General features: G+C 75.1%; 13 protein-coding genes and 1 pseudogene. All 14 read right to left on the bottom strand.

Going from position 1 to position 15,048, the window contains the following annotated elements:
• Nucleotides 1-16 precede the first annotated feature (16 nt).
• Complete coding sequence (smc, locus tag QQS41_RS02055) at nt 17-3,601, bottom strand: chromosome segregation protein SMC (protein WP_448851033.1); 3,585 nt, start codon at nt 3,599-3,601, stop codon at nt 17-19.
• A gap of 183 nt (nt 3,602-3,784) precedes the next feature.
• The gene (locus QQS41_RS02060; RefSeq protein WP_448851034.1) at nt 3,785-4,108 is read right to left on the bottom strand and encodes an acylphosphatase; all 324 of its coding nucleotides are present in this window, start codon (nt 4,106-4,108) and stop codon (nt 3,785-3,787) included.
• Nucleotides 4,105-5,565, bottom strand: a complete 1,461-nt coding sequence (locus QQS41_RS02065; RefSeq protein WP_448851943.1) for an alanine/glycine:cation symporter family protein — start codon at nt 5,563-5,565, stop codon at nt 4,105-4,107. The genes QQS41_RS02060 and QQS41_RS02065 overlap by 4 nt, the downstream gene beginning before the upstream one ends.
• A gap of 240 nt (nt 5,566-5,805) precedes the next feature.
• On the bottom strand, nt 5,806-6,660 hold the full coding sequence (gene mutM / locus QQS41_RS02070) for a bifunctional DNA-formamidopyrimidine glycosylase/DNA-(apurinic or apyrimidinic site) lyase (protein WP_448851035.1): 855 nt from the start codon (nt 6,658-6,660) through the stop codon (nt 5,806-5,808).
• A gap of 181 nt (nt 6,661-6,841) precedes the next feature.
• A complete protein-coding gene (locus QQS41_RS02075; protein WP_448851036.1) occupies nt 6,842-7,657 on the bottom strand; it encodes a hypothetical protein in 816 nt (271 codons plus the stop codon).
• 198 nt (nt 7,658-7,855) lie between these two features.
• Nucleotides 7,856-8,587 (bottom strand): ribonuclease III, encoded by a 732-nt coding sequence (gene rnc, locus QQS41_RS02080; protein ID WP_448851037.1) that lies wholly within the window; start codon nt 8,585-8,587, stop codon nt 7,856-7,858.
• On the bottom strand, nt 8,584-9,186 hold the full coding sequence (locus tag QQS41_RS02085) for a YceD family protein (protein ID WP_448851038.1): 603 nt from the start codon (nt 9,184-9,186) through the stop codon (nt 8,584-8,586). The genes rnc and QQS41_RS02085 overlap by 4 nt, the downstream gene beginning before the upstream one ends.
• Nucleotides 9,187-9,226: 40 nt before the next feature.
• Complete coding sequence (locus tag QQS41_RS02090) at nt 9,227-9,586, bottom strand: hypothetical protein (RefSeq protein WP_448851039.1); 360 nt, start codon at nt 9,584-9,586, stop codon at nt 9,227-9,229.
• 41 nt (nt 9,587-9,627) lie between these two features.
• A complete protein-coding gene (locus QQS41_RS02095; protein ID WP_448851040.1) occupies nt 9,628-9,876 on the bottom strand; it encodes a hypothetical protein in 249 nt (82 codons plus the stop codon).
• 211 nt (nt 9,877-10,087) lie between these two features.
• Nucleotides 10,088-10,921 (bottom strand): DivIVA domain-containing protein, encoded by an 834-nt coding sequence (locus tag QQS41_RS02100; RefSeq protein WP_448851041.1) that lies wholly within the window; start codon nt 10,919-10,921, stop codon nt 10,088-10,090.
• A 75-nt stretch (nt 10,922-10,996) separates the two neighbouring features.
• On the bottom strand, nt 10,997-11,476 hold the full coding sequence (gene coaD / locus QQS41_RS02105) for a pantetheine-phosphate adenylyltransferase (protein ID WP_448851042.1): 480 nt from the start codon (nt 11,474-11,476) through the stop codon (nt 10,997-10,999).
• Between the two features lie 141 nt (nt 11,477-11,617).
• Nucleotides 11,618-12,184: pseudogene (gene rsmD / locus QQS41_RS02110) on the bottom strand (16S rRNA (guanine(966)-N(2))-methyltransferase RsmD); the annotation flags it as partial.
• The gene (locus QQS41_RS02115; protein WP_448851043.1) at nt 12,181-12,489 is read right to left on the bottom strand and encodes a biotin/lipoyl-containing protein; all 309 of its coding nucleotides are present in this window, start codon (nt 12,487-12,489) and stop codon (nt 12,181-12,183) included. The gene QQS41_RS02115 and the pseudogene rsmD, both read right to left, overlap by 4 nt.
• Before the next feature lie 33 nt (nt 12,490-12,522).
• Nucleotides 12,523-15,045, bottom strand: a complete 2,523-nt coding sequence (locus tag QQS41_RS02120; protein ID WP_448851044.1) for an ATP-dependent DNA helicase RecG — start codon at nt 15,043-15,045, stop codon at nt 12,523-12,525.
• Nucleotides 15,046-15,048 lie beyond the last annotated feature (3 nt).

Here is a 15,048-nt window from a genome sequence, read left to right on the forward strand (position 1 = left end):
GGCGCGGCCGGCGACGTCAGTCGCCGGCCGTTTCGCCGTCCGCGGCGCCGTCGGCACGGTCCGCCGGGTCCCCGGCCTCCGCGCCGTCCGCCGGCACCTCACCCGCCGCGACGGCCACCGGATCCGGCGCCGTGTTCGGCTCCGCCTGCCGCATGCGCTGGGAGATGACGCGCGTGACGCCGTCGCCCTGCATCGCCACGCCGTACAGGACGTTGGCGACGTCCATCGTGGGCTTCTGGTGCGTGATCACGATGAGCTGGGACGTCGACCGCAGCTCCTCCAGGAGGGCGATGAGGCGGCGCAGGTTCACGTCGTCAAGCGCGGCCTCGACCTCGTCGAGGACGTAGAACGGCGACGGCCGGGCGCGGAAGATGGCCACCAGCATCGCCAGGGCGGTCAGCGACTTCTCGCCGCCCGACAGCAGCGACAGGCGCTTGACCTTCTTGCCCGGGGGCCGGGCCTCCAGCTCGATGCCGGTGGTCAGCATGTCGTCCGGGTCGGTGAGCACCATGCGGCCCTCGCCGCCCGGGAACAGGGTGGCGAAGACGCGCGGGAACTCCGCCTCGACGTCGTGCCACGCCTCGGTGAACAGCCGCAGGATGGTCTCGTCGACCTCGTCGACGACGCCGAGGAGGTCCTTCCGCGCCTGCAGCACGTCCTCCAGCTGCGTGGCCAGGAAGCCGTGGCGCTCCTCCATCGCCTTGTACTCCTCCAGCGCCAGCGGGTTGACGCGGCCGAGGGAGCGCAGGTCCTTCTCCGCCTGCGTGCGGCGCTTCACCTCCGCGGCGCGGTCGAAGTCCTCGCCCGGGGCGTAGTCCGCCAGCAGGTCGTCGACGCCGATGCCCAGCTGGTCGACGATCTCCTTCTCCGCCTGGTCGACGCGCAGCTGCGCCTCGGCGCGGGCGATGTCGCCCTGGTGCGCGGAGTCCGTCAGGCGCGACAGCTGCTGGGCGGTGGCGTTGGCGCGGTCGCGGGCCTGGCCGAGCGCCGCGGTGACGGCGCGGCGGGCCTCGTCGCGGGAGTCGCGGTCGGCGGCCGCGCGCGCCAGGGCGGTCTCCACCCGGACGGCCAGGGCGCCGGCGAGGTCCTCGACGGCGGCGGCGCGGTCGCGGGCGGCGGCGCGGCGGCGCTGGGCGGCCTCGTGCCGGGCGCGGGACTGGCGCTCGGCCTCGGCGGTGCGGCGCAGGCGCTCGGCCTTGCCGCGGGATCCGCCGGCGCGCTCCTCCGCGGTGCGCAGCGCCAGCCGGGCCTCCGTCTCGACGGCGCGGGCCTGGGCCAGGGCGGTGGCGGTGCGGTCGCGCTCCTCCGTCGACGGCTCGTCGTCGGCCGGGTCCTCGTCGACGCGGGAGAGGCGGTCGGCGATCTCGTCGAGCTCGCCGGTCAGCGTCGCCACGCGGTTCTCGGCCTCGGTGCGCCGGGCCGTCGCCCGGGAGGCGTCGTGCTCCACCCCCGCCAGCGCGGACGCGGCGCGGGTGGCGTTGTCGCGCAGGGTCTTCAGGTGCCGCTCGTGGTCGCGCAGCGCGGCGCGGGCGGCGGCCGCGTCGGTGCGGCGGTCCTCCTCCTCCGCGGCGGCGCCGGACAGGACGCCGGCGAGGTCGGCGAGCTCGGCGCGGCGGGCCTCCAGCTCCTCGCGGGCGGCGGCGATGTCCGCGCCGACCTCGACGGAGCTGCGGGCGCCGCCGGCGCCGCCGGAGGCCCAACCCGGCCCGGCCAGGCGGCCGTCGGCGGTGGCGGCGCGCAGGCGGGCGTCGCCGTCGACGACCTCGCGGGCGGTGGCGGCGTCGGGCGCCAGAACGACATCGACCAGCAGCGCCGCCAGCGGGGCGGCGAGGTCCGCCGGGGCGGTGACGGCGTCGAGCGCCCACGTGCAGCCGTCGGGCAGGGCTACGTCGAGGCGCCACGTGGCGCCGTCGCCCGGTTCCAGGACGGTGGCGTGGCCCTCGGCGGCCTCGGCGAGCTCGCCGACCAGCCGGTCGGCGCCATCGCCGACGAGGGACTCCGCCGCCGGGCCCAGCGCCGCCGCGACGGCGGCGTCCCAGCCGGGGCGCACGGCGATGAGGTCCGACAGCGTCGGCAGGTCATGGCGCTTCCGCAGCCACCCGGCGCCGTCGGTCGCGGCGGCGCGGGCGGTGTGCTCCAGCGCCTCGATGCGCGCGGCGAGCCCGGAGATGGCGCGTTCGACCTCGCGCTCCGTGGCGCGCAGCTCCTTCAGGCGCGCGGTGGCGAGCTCCGCCTCGGCGCGGGCGCGCTCGTCGGCGTCGGCGAGGTCGGGGCCGGCGAGCTCGGCCCCGGCGACCTCGGCGGAGGCCTCCTCGGCGGCGTCGGCGGCCGCGGCGCGGCGCTCGTCGGACTCCCCGACCTGCTCGCCGAGGCGCTGCGCCTCCGCCTGCGCGGCCTCCAGGCGCGCGCGGAGGGACTCCTCGGCGGCGACGAGGCGGACGACGCCCTCGCGGCGGTCGGCGATGGCGCGGACGGCCGCGAGGTGCTCGGCCTCGGCCTCGCGGGCGGCGTCCTCGGCGTCGGCGAGCATCTCGCGGACGGACTCCAGGCGCTCGCGGGCGGTCTCCTCCGCCTCGTCGAGCTCCGCCTGCTCCGCCTCGGCGCGGTCGGCGCGGGCCTCCAGCTCGTCGGGGTCCTGGCCGGTCCACGGCACGGGCCCGCCGGCGGCGGCGCGGTCGGCGGCGATGCGGCGGGTGGCGGAGACGCGCTCCCCCAGGGCGGACAGACGGAACCACAGTTCGCGGGCGGCCTCGGCGGCCGGGGTGACGTCGTCGAGCTCCGCCTCCAGCTCGGTGCGGCGCTCGGCGGCGAGCTCCGCCTCCTCCTCCGCGGCGGCGACCTTCTCCGCCAGCAGGCGGGCGTTGCGGCCGACGTCGTCGAGCGCGGCGCGCAGGTCGACGAGGTCGGCGGCGGCGATGCGCAGCTTCGCGTCGCGCAGGTCGGCCTGGACGGTCTGGGCGCGGCGGGCGGCCTCCGCCTGCCGGGCCAGGGGCTTGAGCTGGCGGCGCAGCTCGCCGGTGAGGTCCTGCAGGCGGTCGAGGTTGGCCTGCATGGACTGGAGCTTGCGCTGGGCCTTCTCCTTGCGGCGGCGGTGCTTGAGCACGCCGGCCGCCTCCTCGATGTAGGCGCGCCGCTCCTCGGGCTTCGACTCCAGGATCTGCGCCAGCCGCCCCTGGCCGACGATGATGTGCATCTCACGGCCGATGCCGGAGTCGCTGAGCAGCTCCTGGACGTCCATGAGGCGGCAGCGGGAGCCGTTGATCTCGTACTCGCCGGCGCCGTCGCGGAACATGCGCCGCGTCACGGATACCTCGGAGTACTGGATGGGCAGCGCCCCGTCGGAGTTGTCGATGGTGAGCGTGACCTCCGCGCGGCCCAGCGGCTTGCGGCCGGAGGTGCCCGCGAAGATGACGTCCTGCATCGACCCGCCGCGCAGGGTCTTCGCGCCCTGCTCGCCCATCACCCACGCCAGCGCGTCGACGACGTTGGACTTGCCCGAGCCGTTGGGGCCGACGACGGCGCAGATGCCGGGCTCGAACTTCAGGGTCGTCGCCGACGCGAAGGACTTGAAGCCCTTGAGCGTGAGCGATTTGAGGTGCATGCCGGGGATGTTACTTGGCCGGGCGGGGCGCGCCGCAGGTGATCGGGGGTTCGCGCGTCGCGGGTGCCGTCGTCACGCGAATGCGGAGGCACCCCGCGGACCGTGGGGTGCGCGGGGTGCGGGGGTGCGGCGTCCCGCGTCGTCTTCGCTTTGCGACGCCCCGGGCGCGGCCCGTGCGCCGCCTCAGCGGCGGTCGAACCCGTCGTACTCCCCCTTCGGGTCTCCCCACAGGTCGACGACGAGGTCGACGGTCCCGGGCGTGTCCGGGCCGCGCAGCCAGGTCAGCAGGCCCCGGCAGGCGGAGCGCTCCCCCTCGGCGACGACGAGGACACGGCCGTCCGGGTAGTTCTTCGCGTACCCGGCCAGGCCCCGTTCGAGGGCCGCGGAACGGGTCGCCCAGCGGAAGCCGACGCCCTGCACGTGGCCGTGGACCCAGGCGACGAGGCGGGCCGGCTGCGCGTCGGCGGCGACGTCCTGCGCCCCGCGCTCCGAATCCCAGACGCTCACCGCTTCGCCTCGTGGTTCGCGGCGACGGTCATCGGGTCGGAGCCGTCCCAGCATTCGATGCGGCCGCGCAGGCCCGGGATGTCGTCGCGGTGGAACACCGGATTGACGCCCTTCGCCTTCTGCGCCGCGTAGTTGCGCAGCAGCAGCACGGCGACGCCGCCGAGAGGCAGGATGGCCGCGATGTTGATGGTGGCCATGAGGCCGGAGAACACGTCGGCCAGCGACCACACCAGCGGCACGGAGCCGATGGCGCCGCCGAGGACGCACAGCACGACCAGGCCGCGCATGCCGCCCATCGCCGCCTTGGACTTCGCCAGGAACGGCAGGTTCGCCTCGGCGTAGTAGTAGTTGCCGATGACGGAGGAGAACGCCAGGAAGAAGATGATGACGGTCACCGCGTGGGTGGCCCAGCCGCCGACCTGCGCCGCCAGGGCGGACTGCGTCAGAGACGTGCCCTCGGCGCCGGTGCCGTAGGTCGGGTCGGACAGCAGGATGATGACGGCGGTCATCGTGCAGACGACGAGGGTGTCGAAGTAGACGCCCAGGGTCTGGATGAGGCCCTGCTTGCACGGGTGCGACACCGACGCGGTGGCGGCGGCGTTCGGGGTGGAGCCCATGCCGGCCTCGTTGGAGAACAGGCCGCGGCGGATGCCCTGCATGACCGCGGTGCCGAACGCGGCGCCGGCGATCTGCTCGATGCCCAGGGCGTGCTTGACGATGAGCGCCAGCATCGCCGGCACCTCGGTGATGTTCAGCACCAGCACGACCAGGCCCAGGATGATGTACGCGCCGGCCATGACCGGGACCAGGATCTGGGTGACGCTGGTGATGCGGCGGACGCCGCCGAAGATGATGACGGCGGTGAGCAGCGCCAGGCCGACGCCGATGACCAGCTTCAGGGCCAGCGACTCGTTGCCCGTCGACTCCGCGACGGCGGCGGTGATGGAGTTGGACTGCACGGCGTTGAAGACGAAGCCGTAGGTCACGATGATGAGGATGGCGAACAGCACCGCCATCCACCGCCAGCTCTCGCCGAGGCCGCGGGTGATGTAGTACGCCGGGCCGCCGCGGTAGGACTCCTTGTCCTTCACCTTGTACAGCTGCGCCAGCGTCGACTCCACGAAGCTGGTGGCGCCGCCGATGATGGCCAGCAGCCACATCCAGAACACGGCGCCGGGGCCGCCGGTGGAGATGGCCACCGCGACTCCGGCGACGTTGCCCGTGCCGACGCGGGAGGCCGCCGAGATCGTGAACGCCTTGAAGGCGGAGATGCCCTTGACGCCCTCGGCGATGTCGGAGGGGCTCTCCGTGATCGCCCGGAACATCTCGGGCAGGTAGCGCACCTGCACGACGAAGGTGCGGACGCAGAAGTACAGGCCCGCGCCGACGAGCAGCACGATCATGAACTGCCAGTACCAGTCGTTCCAGGTTCCGACGGCGTCGACGGCCGTATCCATCCATTCCATGGGACAGAGCGTAAACCTCTGCCGAACAAAAGGGAACGGGCAGGCTTACCCCGCTTCGCCCCGCTTCCCCACCCCCGAACGGGCGGAGCCGGGCCGGTGGCGACGCCGGCGGGCCGCCGCCCGCGGACGCCCCCGGCGTGCCGGACCGCCGCGCCGCGGGTCCGCGCGTGCCGGACCGCCGCGCCGCGGGTCCGCGCGCGGGCCCGTGCCCTGCGGCGGCCGGTCGCGCGGCTACCGCTGGCAGGAGACGCAGAGGTACGACGACCGGTTCATGAAGTGGCGCCTGACGACGGGGCGCCCGCAGCGGGGGCACGGCTCCCCCGCCCGCCCGTACACCGCCAGGTCCCGGGAGAAGTACCCGGACTCCCCGTTGACGTGGACGTACAGCGCGTCGAAGCTCGTGCCGCCGGCGGCGATGGACCGCTCCATCACGGCGCGGCCCTCCCGCAGCAGCCGCGTCAGGCGGCGGACGCCGAGCTCGTCGGCCGGGGCCTCCCCGTCGACGCCGGCGGCCCACAGCATCTCGTCGGCGTAGATGTTGCCGATGCCGGAGACGACCTCCTGGTTCAGCAGCACCCGCTTGATGCCCGACGTCCGCCGCCGGAACGCATGCGCCAGCCGCACCGGCCCCCGCCGGTCGTCGGCCGTCGCCTCCAGCAGATCGGGGGCGACATGGGCCGCCGGAGCCGGGACGATGCGGCCGTCGTGCCGCGACGCCGCCGGGTCGCACGCCCACATCCACCCGAAGGTGCGCTGGTCGCGGAAGGCCAGGCGGGTCCCGTCGTCAAGCTCGATGCGGACCCGGACGTGCGGGTCGCCGTCGCGGCCCGGGATGACCAGCTGCCCCGACATGCCCAGGTGAACCAGCAGCATGCCGCCGTCGTCGAGGTCGAGCCACAGGTACTTGCCCCGGCGGTCGGCGCCGAGGACGCGCCTGCCGACGAGCCGGGCGGCGAGCTCCGGCGCCCCGCCCGGCTGGCGACGCACCGCACGATCGCGCAGGACGTGGACGCCGGAGACCCGGCGGCCGGTGACGTGCGGCGCCAGCCCCGCGCGGATGGTCTCTACTTCGGGCAGCTCGGGCATGATCATCGAGCGTACCCGGGACGCCGCGGGGCCCGGATGCGGGACGGCCCCGTTCCGGGCGGCCGCCCCGCGGACACGACGCGACCCCGCCCGGGGCATCCGTCATCCGGACACCCCGGGCGGGGTCATGCGCTGCGGTGGACGGGGCCGCCGGCGAAGCCGTGCCCCTTCCCGCCTATCGTCAGAAGCCGGAGCCCGAGACGAGCGCGTCCATCTCCTTGCCGTCCATGACGTCCGGATCGCACAGCAGCCAGCGGTCGCCCTCCTCGACGAAGCGGACCGCGGTGCCGTCCTCCTTCTGGACCATGGCGCTGCCGTCGTCCTGGATTTCGGCGACGAGGTTCTTCTCCTCGATCTCCCGGATCTCCTCGTCGCTGATGCCGGTCTGGCCCTCCCAGTCCTCCGCGGTGACGACCTCGTCCAGCTTCTCCACGGTGTCCGGGCTCATGCGGTACTCCTCGCACACCGTCTTGTTCATGTCCGCCGCCGACCGGACCTCGGCCAGCTCCAGGATGGTCTCCTTCGCGCCCGCCGCGGCCTTCTCCTCCTTGGACGGGGCCAGGAGGAAGTAGGCGGCGACGCCGATGACGGCGAGGAGCACAATGAGCCCGACGACGCCCAGGATGATCTTGCCGGCGCCGCCCGACGACTTCCCGTCGCCCGAGGCCGGCATCGCCGAGCCCTGGCCGTAGGGATTGCCCGGCTCGCCGGGCTGGCCCTGCTGGCCGGGCTGGCCCTGCTGGCCGGCCCACTGGCCCTGCTGGCCGGCCCACTGGCCCTCCTGGCCGGGCTGGCCCGGCTGGCCGGGCTGGCCGGGCTGGCCGCCCCACTGGCCCTGCTGGCCGGGCTGCCCCTGCGGACCGGGCTGGCCGGGCTGTCCCTGCGGGGCGCCATAGGGGTTGGCGGCACCGCCCTGGCCGGCTCCGGAGTTCCCGTAGCCGAAGGGCGCGTCGCCGGAGTCGCCGGAACCGTTCGAGGGGTCGTTCGGATTGGTCATCGTGGCCTCCGTCACCATCGTGCGAATGATTTGAACTGGATACTATTCAGGCTTTTCCATCTCCGCCACGTTTCCGAGCTCTCGAATCCGCAACATTTACGCGGCATTACGCGAAAATAGGGCGCCGGACGCGAAAAAGCGCCGCGCGCGGGAAGGAATCCTCCCCGCGCGCGGCGCGGAACCGGCGTCGGCCGGCGGTCAGTCCGACAGCGCCCCGTGGGCCTGGTGGGCGGCCTTCATCTCCGCCTCCTTCTTCGTCATGCCGGTGCCGGAGCCCCGCTCCCTCCCGTCGACGAGCACGACGACGGAGAACGTCCGCTCGTGGTCCGGGCCGGTGGACTCCACGCGGTACTCGGCGGCGGGGAGCTTGAGCTCCGCCAGGCGCTCCTGCAGCAGCGTCTTCCAATCGCGGCCGCGGGCCTCGGTCGGGGCGGCGTCGATCATCTCGTCGAAGAGACGCAGCACCACCTCGCGCGACGGCTCGAAGCCGTGGCGCAGGTAGATGGCGCCGAGCATCGCCTCGAACGTGTCGGCCAGGATGGAGTGCTTGTCGGCGCCGCCGGTGGCGGTCTCTCCCCGGCCGAGCAGCACGTGCTCGCCCAGGTTGATGCTGCGCGACAGGTCGGCGAGGGCGTACATGTTCACCACGCCGGCGCGCATCTTCGAGATGTCCTGCTCCGCGCGCTCCGGGAAGCGGCGGTACAGCTCCTCGGCGATGCACAGGCCGAGCACGGCGTCGCCGAGGAACTCCAGGCGCTCGTTGTTCGCCAGGTTGCCGTTCTCGTTGGCGAAGCTGCGGTGGGTCAGCGCCAGCTTCAGGTCCTCGTCCGGCAGGTCGACGCCGAACGCCTCCAGCAGCGGGGCATGGTCGACGCGGGCGAAGGCGGCCTCGCGGGCGGGCTCGCCGGTCAGGCGGCGACGGCGGCTCACCGGCGCTCCTCCCCGGCGTCGCCGGAGTCGGCGGCGAGGTCGCCGAACTTCTCCGCCAGCGCGGCCCAGCGCGGATCGGCCGGAGCCCCCTCCTCGCCGGACACGCCGTCGGGGGCGGGCACGCCCGTCTCGTCCTCCGCGCAATCGGCGTCCTCCACCGTCTCGCATGTCGGGTTGAACGGCAGCGCCAGCACGGCCTCGTCGATGACGGACTGCGTCAGGTCGGCGAGATCGTCGACGATCGGCGGCACCGCCTCGTCGTCGGCATCCTCGCCGTCCTCGTCGACGACGAAGCCGGAGCCGGCCGAGAACGCGACGGAGACGTGGACGTCGAGGTTCTCCCGCAGATCCGCCAGGCAGCGCACGCAGGTGCCGGACAGCGGGGCGGTCACGTCCGCGTCGACCAGGACGCCGCCGCCCAGGGGCGTGACGACGCCCGACACGGTGACTTCCGCGCCCGGCTCGACGCCGATCATCTCCGCGCCGATGCGCAGCGGCGCGGGGCCGGTGCGCTCGAAGGGCTCCGGGTGGCCGTCGCGCAGGACATGGCCGACGTCGATGACGAACGGGGACGATGCATCGGGGGTGTGAGCACTCATGATGGCAACAGCATACCCGCCGGGGGCGCGGCCCCCGGACCTACCAGCCGGGGCCGATGCCCAGCGCCAGCCACAGCGGCGACGTGAAGGCCAGCGTGCCCGCGACGAGCAGATCATGCGCCCGGGTCCGGGCGCCCAGGGCGATGACGCCCAGGCCGATGATGGAGACCGCGGCGATGAGGGCCCACAGCACGGGCCCGGAGTCGCCGAGGGTGCCGCGCTGCCACGCCAGCGACAGGACGCAGGCGACGGCGGCGGCGATCCACCCGCCGACGCGCGCCACGGTGCGGCTGCGCGGCGAGGCGGCGGGCGGGCGGACGCCCGGACCGGCGGCTCCTGCGGCTCCTGCGGCGCCGTCGCCGGGCGGTTCGCGTCGCGCGGGTTCGGTGCGGGGTTCCATGGCGTTCCTCCTCGGTCGTCCCTTCGTCCGCCGTCCTCCGCTCACGGGGCGAAGAACGGAGCCCACCAGGCGATGACCATCACCGGCGCGACGATGGACAGCACCGCCGCGGCCCACAGGTCCGGGCAGCGCGCCCGCCACGCGAGCACCGCGCAGGCGACGGCGCAGACGACGACGGCGATGCCGCACGCCAGCATCAGCGCGTCGCCGCCCATCCACCCCACGTGGCTCGCGACGTAGGCGGCGACGGCGAGGGACCAGCCCAGCCCCCTGGCGGCGGTGGCGGTCATGGCGGGCCTCCTCGTCCTCCCGGGTCCGGTCCGCGGGCGGCGCGCGCCCGGGACCTCGGTCACCGCCCAGGTGACGCCCCGCCGCACCTGGCCCGATAGGGCGCAACGACCATCGTTACCGGATGGAAACGCGAACGGCCCGGACCCCGTCGCAGGGGTCCGGGCCGCATGCGGGGCACGTCGTCACGCCCCGCCGGAGGCGAACCGGGGGCTAACCGCGGTCGTAGTCGCCGCGATCGCGGGAGTACGAGCGGGCCGGGCGCTCGGCGCGCTCGGACCGCTCCCCGCGGTCGCCGTCGCGATCGCGGTCGTAGTCGATGCCGCGATCCGGCTCGCGGTTGTAGCGGGACGCGGCGCCCGCGGCGCCGGCGCCCTTGCGCAGCGCCGCGCGATCCTTGGAGACGGTGCGCAGCGTCGACGACAGCGCGTCCTCGAACTCCGCGAGCTTGTTGTCGACGTAGACGTCGCACTCCCCGCGCAGGCGGTTGGAGTCGGCGTGCGCGTTCTCCACCAGGCGGCGGGACTGCTCCGTCGCCTCCCGCATGACCTCCGACTCGGAGATGAGGCGGGCCTGCTCCGCGAGGCCCTCCTGCACCGACCGGTCGTAGGCCTCGTTGCCGGAGCGCAGCAGGCGGTCGGCCTCGGCCGCGGCGCGCTCGGTGACCTCGCGGTACTCGCGGTCCGCGTCGTCGCGGCGGCGATCCGCGTCGTCCTGCGCCTTGGCGACGGTGGCGTGCGCGCGGTCCTCCGCGTCCTGGACCATCGCGTCGGCGCGCTGCCCGGCGTCCTCGACGAGGCGCGCGGCCTCCGCGTCGGCGTCCTCGACCGTGCGGCGGGCGGTCGCCTCCGCCTCGGCGATGATGCCGTCGCGCTGGTCCAGCACGTCCTGGGCGTCGTCCAGCTCCTGCGGCAGCGCGTCGCGCAGCTCGTCGAGCAGGACGAGGACGTCCCGGCGCGGGACCATGCAGTTGGCCGTCATCGGGACGCCGTAGGCCTCCTCGACGGTCTGGACGAGTTCATCAAGTGCTTCGAAGACGCGGAACATGCCCCCATCGTGCCAGGGAACGGGGGTTTTCGCGACGATCCCGGGCCGGAATCCCCGGCGCGTCGCGCCCGGCGGCTACCCCAGCCGGTTCTCCAGCGCGGCCAGCACCGGCGCGGGCACCAGCCCGTCGATGGATCCGCCGTAGCGGACGACCTCCTTCATCAGCGTCGAGCTGACGTGCCCGTAGGCCGGATCGGCCGGCAGGAACACCGTCTCGACGCCCGACAGGCGGCGGTTCATCTGCGCCATCGGCAGCTCGTACTCATAGTCGCCGGTGCTGCGCACGCCCTTGACCAGCACGGTCGCGCCGTGCTCCGTCGTCCAGTCGACGAGCAGGCCGGTGTGCGCGGCGACGTCGACGTTGTCCAGGCCCGCGGCGTCGACGCACTCGCGGATGAGGCGCATCCGCTCCTGCGGGTCGAAGAGCCCCTGCTTCGCGGGGTTGTGCGTCACCAGCACGGTGAGGCGGTCGAACATCGCCGCGGCGCGCGTGACGACGTCGAGGTGGCCGTTGGTCAGCGGGTCGAACGAGCCCGGGCAGACGGCGTGGCGCATGGGTCAGTCCTCCTGTGCGGCGTCGGTGCGGGCCGGCTCCGCGTCGTCGTCGACGGCGGTGTCGGCGGTCGCGCCGGACTCGGCGGCGGTGCCGGAGGCGGCGGCGGTGCCGGCATCGTCGCCGGCGGCCGCGCCGGCCGGCTCGCCGGTCCAGATGGCGGTGTCGAAGCGGGCGGCGCCGTGGATGCGGCGCTTGAGCTTCTGCTGCAGCGGCTCGTAGCCGGCGGGCCACACGGTCTCCGGGGAGGAGACGTGGCGCTCGACGGTGACGACGGCGTCGTCGGCGAGCGCCGGCTTCAGCGCCTCCAGCATCTCCCCGACCGCCTCGTCGATGAGCCCGTACGGCGGGTCGGCGATGACGCGGTCGAAGCAGCCGCGCGGCGCCGACGCCAGGTACGTGGAGGCCTTCACCTCGGCGAGCTCGGCGCCCGGCAGGCCGACGACCCCGATGTTGCGGCGGATGGCCTCGGCGGCCTGCGGCGCGTTCTCCACCATGACGGCGGAGGCGGCGCCGCGGGACAGGGCCTCCAGGCCCAGGGCGCCGGAGCCGGCGAACAGGTCGAGGACGTGGGTGCCCTCCAGCCCGAAGCGGGAGGACCAGGAGGAGAAGATGGCGGCCTTGGCCCGGTCGGAGGTGGGGCGGGTCTCCATGCCCTTGGGCGCGTGGAGCTTCCGGCCCCCGGCGATGCCGGCGATGATGCGCATCAGGCCTCGCCGTCCTCGGAGCCGTCGCGGCCCGGGGCGGGGGCGTCGGCGGCGTCGGCCGGGGTGATGCGCGCGACGGCGTCCCCGCCGGCGACGTCGGCGTAGTCGGCGGCGGCGACGTGGGCGACGACGCCCGGGCACGGGGCGACGACGGCGGCCTCCAGCTTCACGGCCTCGACGACGGCGACGGGCTGGCCGACGGCGACCTCGTCGCCCTCGGCGACCTGCAGGCGGGCGACCCCGGCGAAGGGGGCGCAGACGTCGACGGCCGCGGCGGCGGCCCCGGTGCTGGCGTTCGGCTGGTTCATGTCGCCCATCCTAAAAGACGGCGGCCGCCCGGCTCAGCCGCGGTCGAGGAAGTCCGACTCCTCGCGGGTGATGTCGGCCGTCAGCGCCGCGGCGGCGTCCGGGTCGCGGTCGACCATCGCGGCGGCGTCCTCCCGGGCGCGCTCCACGATGGCGCCGTCGACGGTGAGGTCCAGCAGGCCGAGTCCCGCCTGGCCCGACTGGTGCTCGCCGAGCACGTCGCCGTGGCTGCGGTGGGCGAGGTCGAGCTCCGCCAGGCGGAAGCCGTCGAGGGTGCCGGCGATGGCGTCGAGGCGCGCCCGCTCCGGGGTGCCCTCCTCGGTCATCGTGCACAGCAGGCACAGGCCGCCGGCCTCGCCGCGGCCGACGCGACCGCGGAGCTGGTGCAGCTGGGAGACGCCGTAGCCCTCGGCGCGGCGGATCATCATCACGGTCGCCTCCGGCACGTCGACGCCGACCTCGACGACCGTGGTGGAGACCAGGACGTTCGAGCGTCCCTCGGCGAAGCCGCGCATGATGCGGTCCTTGTCCTCGCCGCGCATGCCGCCGTGCAGGACGGCGATGCGGGCGCCGGGCAGCAGCCGGCGTGCGAGGCGGTGGACCTCCAGGACGGAGTCGTCGCCGGCCTCCGCGGCGATGGAGCCCGCCGGGATGGGCCGGCCGTCGGCCGTGAAGAGCATGCCGGCGGACCCGTCGCCCGGCCCGCTGCCCGGCGCGGCGCCGTCCGGCCCGTCTCCCGGTGCGGCCCCCGCCTCCGCCGCCGGGACGTCCTCGTCGTCGCCGTAGACGCGGACGGCGGGGTCGCCGGCGGCCAGCGCCAGGTCGATGGAGTCGTCGGAGAACGCCGCCTCGAAGGCGAGCTCCGCGTCGGTCGCCTCCGGCAGCCCGTCGGCGGGGTCGACAGGGGCCGGGGCGTCGTCACGCGACCACCCGCGCGGCACGATCGCGGGGCACACGATGAACGCGCGGTGCCCCGCGGCGAGCTCCTCCCCGATGCGCTCCCAGGCGCGCTCCTCCCACCGGGGCCGCTCCAGCGTCGGGACGACGGAGGTGGCGATGGCGCGCCGCCCGCCCGGCAGCTCCGTCAGGGTGGACACCTCGAGGTCGCCGAAGAACGTCATGGCGATGGTGCGCGGGATGGGCGTGGCGGTCATGACCAGCACGTGCGGGGTCATCCCGTCACGCCCGCGGTCGCGCAGCCGGTCGCGCTGGCGGACGCCGAAGCGGTGCTGCTCGTCGACGACGACAAGGCCGAGGTCGAAGAAGTCCACGCCGTCGGACAGCAGCGCGTGCGTGCCGACGACGACGTCGGCCTCCCCCGTCACCGCCCCCAGCAGCACGTCGCGCCGCTCCGCCGCGGGCAGCGAACCGGTCAGCAGGGCGACGCGGACGCCGGTGCCGGCGGCGTCGAACAGCGCGGCGAGCGTGCGGGCGTGCTGGGCGGCGAGCACCTCCGTCGGGGCGAGCAGGGCGCACTGCCGGCCGGCGTCGATGGCGCGGGCCATCGCCAGCGCGGCGACGACGGTCTTGCCGGAGCCGACCTCGCCCTGCAGCAGGCGGTTCATCGGGCGGGTGCGCGCCAGGTCCGCGTCGATCCGCGTGACGACGTCCGCCTGCCCGGCCGTCAGGGCGAACGGGAGCGACGACGCCAGCGCGGCGCGGACGGGGCCGTCGGCCGCCTCCCCGGCGGCGCCGCCCTCCCCGCCGGCGGCGGGATCGGGGGCGGCGCGGGTCCCGTCGTCACGCGCAGCACCCGGGGACGCGCAGGCCGGGGCGACGCGCGCGGCGGCGGCCCGGCGGCGCAGCGCGGTCTCGAGCTGGATCTCCAGCGCCTCGTCGTACTTGAGGCGCAGGATGGCCTGGCGCGGGCCTTCCGGCGGCGGGAAGTGCACCTCCCGCAGCGCGCGGTCGAACGACGGAAGGCCGCCGGGGACGTCCGGCAGCGGGTCCGGCACCGTCGGCAGCCACCGCACCAGCCGGTCGAAGTACAGGGCGACGGTGACGCCGGCGAGGCCCTTGCGGCCCCGGCGGACCGGCAGCCACGGCCGGGCGAACAGGCGGGTGAGCTCGGCGACGGACTCGGCGGCGTCGATGAGCTTCTTCAGCTTGCCGGTGGCCTGGCCGGGCGAGCCGTCGCGGTGCAGCGTCAGCAGGTCGCCGTTGGCCAGGTCCAGTCGGTCGCGGAAGGCGCGCAGCGTGCCCATCACCAGCAGCCGGTCGCCGCGCTTCAGGCGCCGGGTGAGCCACTGCTGGCCGAACACCGGCATGAGCAGCGTGGAGCGCCCGTCGCCGACGGTGATGCGGGCGGGCCGGCGGCCGCCGCCCGGGGCGGGGTGGGAGACGTCGATGACCTCCACCAGCGCGGTGATGGTCTGCCCGACGTCGCCGGGGCCGACGTCGAGGCCCCGGTCCTGGCCGATCCACTTCGACGGCATCATCGACAGCATCCCGCCGACGTCGGACACCCCGTAGGCGGCGCGCATCCGCTTCGCGGCGTCGGCGCCGATGGCCTCCGCCAGCGGCGTGCGCGCCGTGTCCGACCCGAGCCAGCCGAGCACGGC

Source organism: Corynebacterium sp. 335C, from assembly GCF_053525695.1.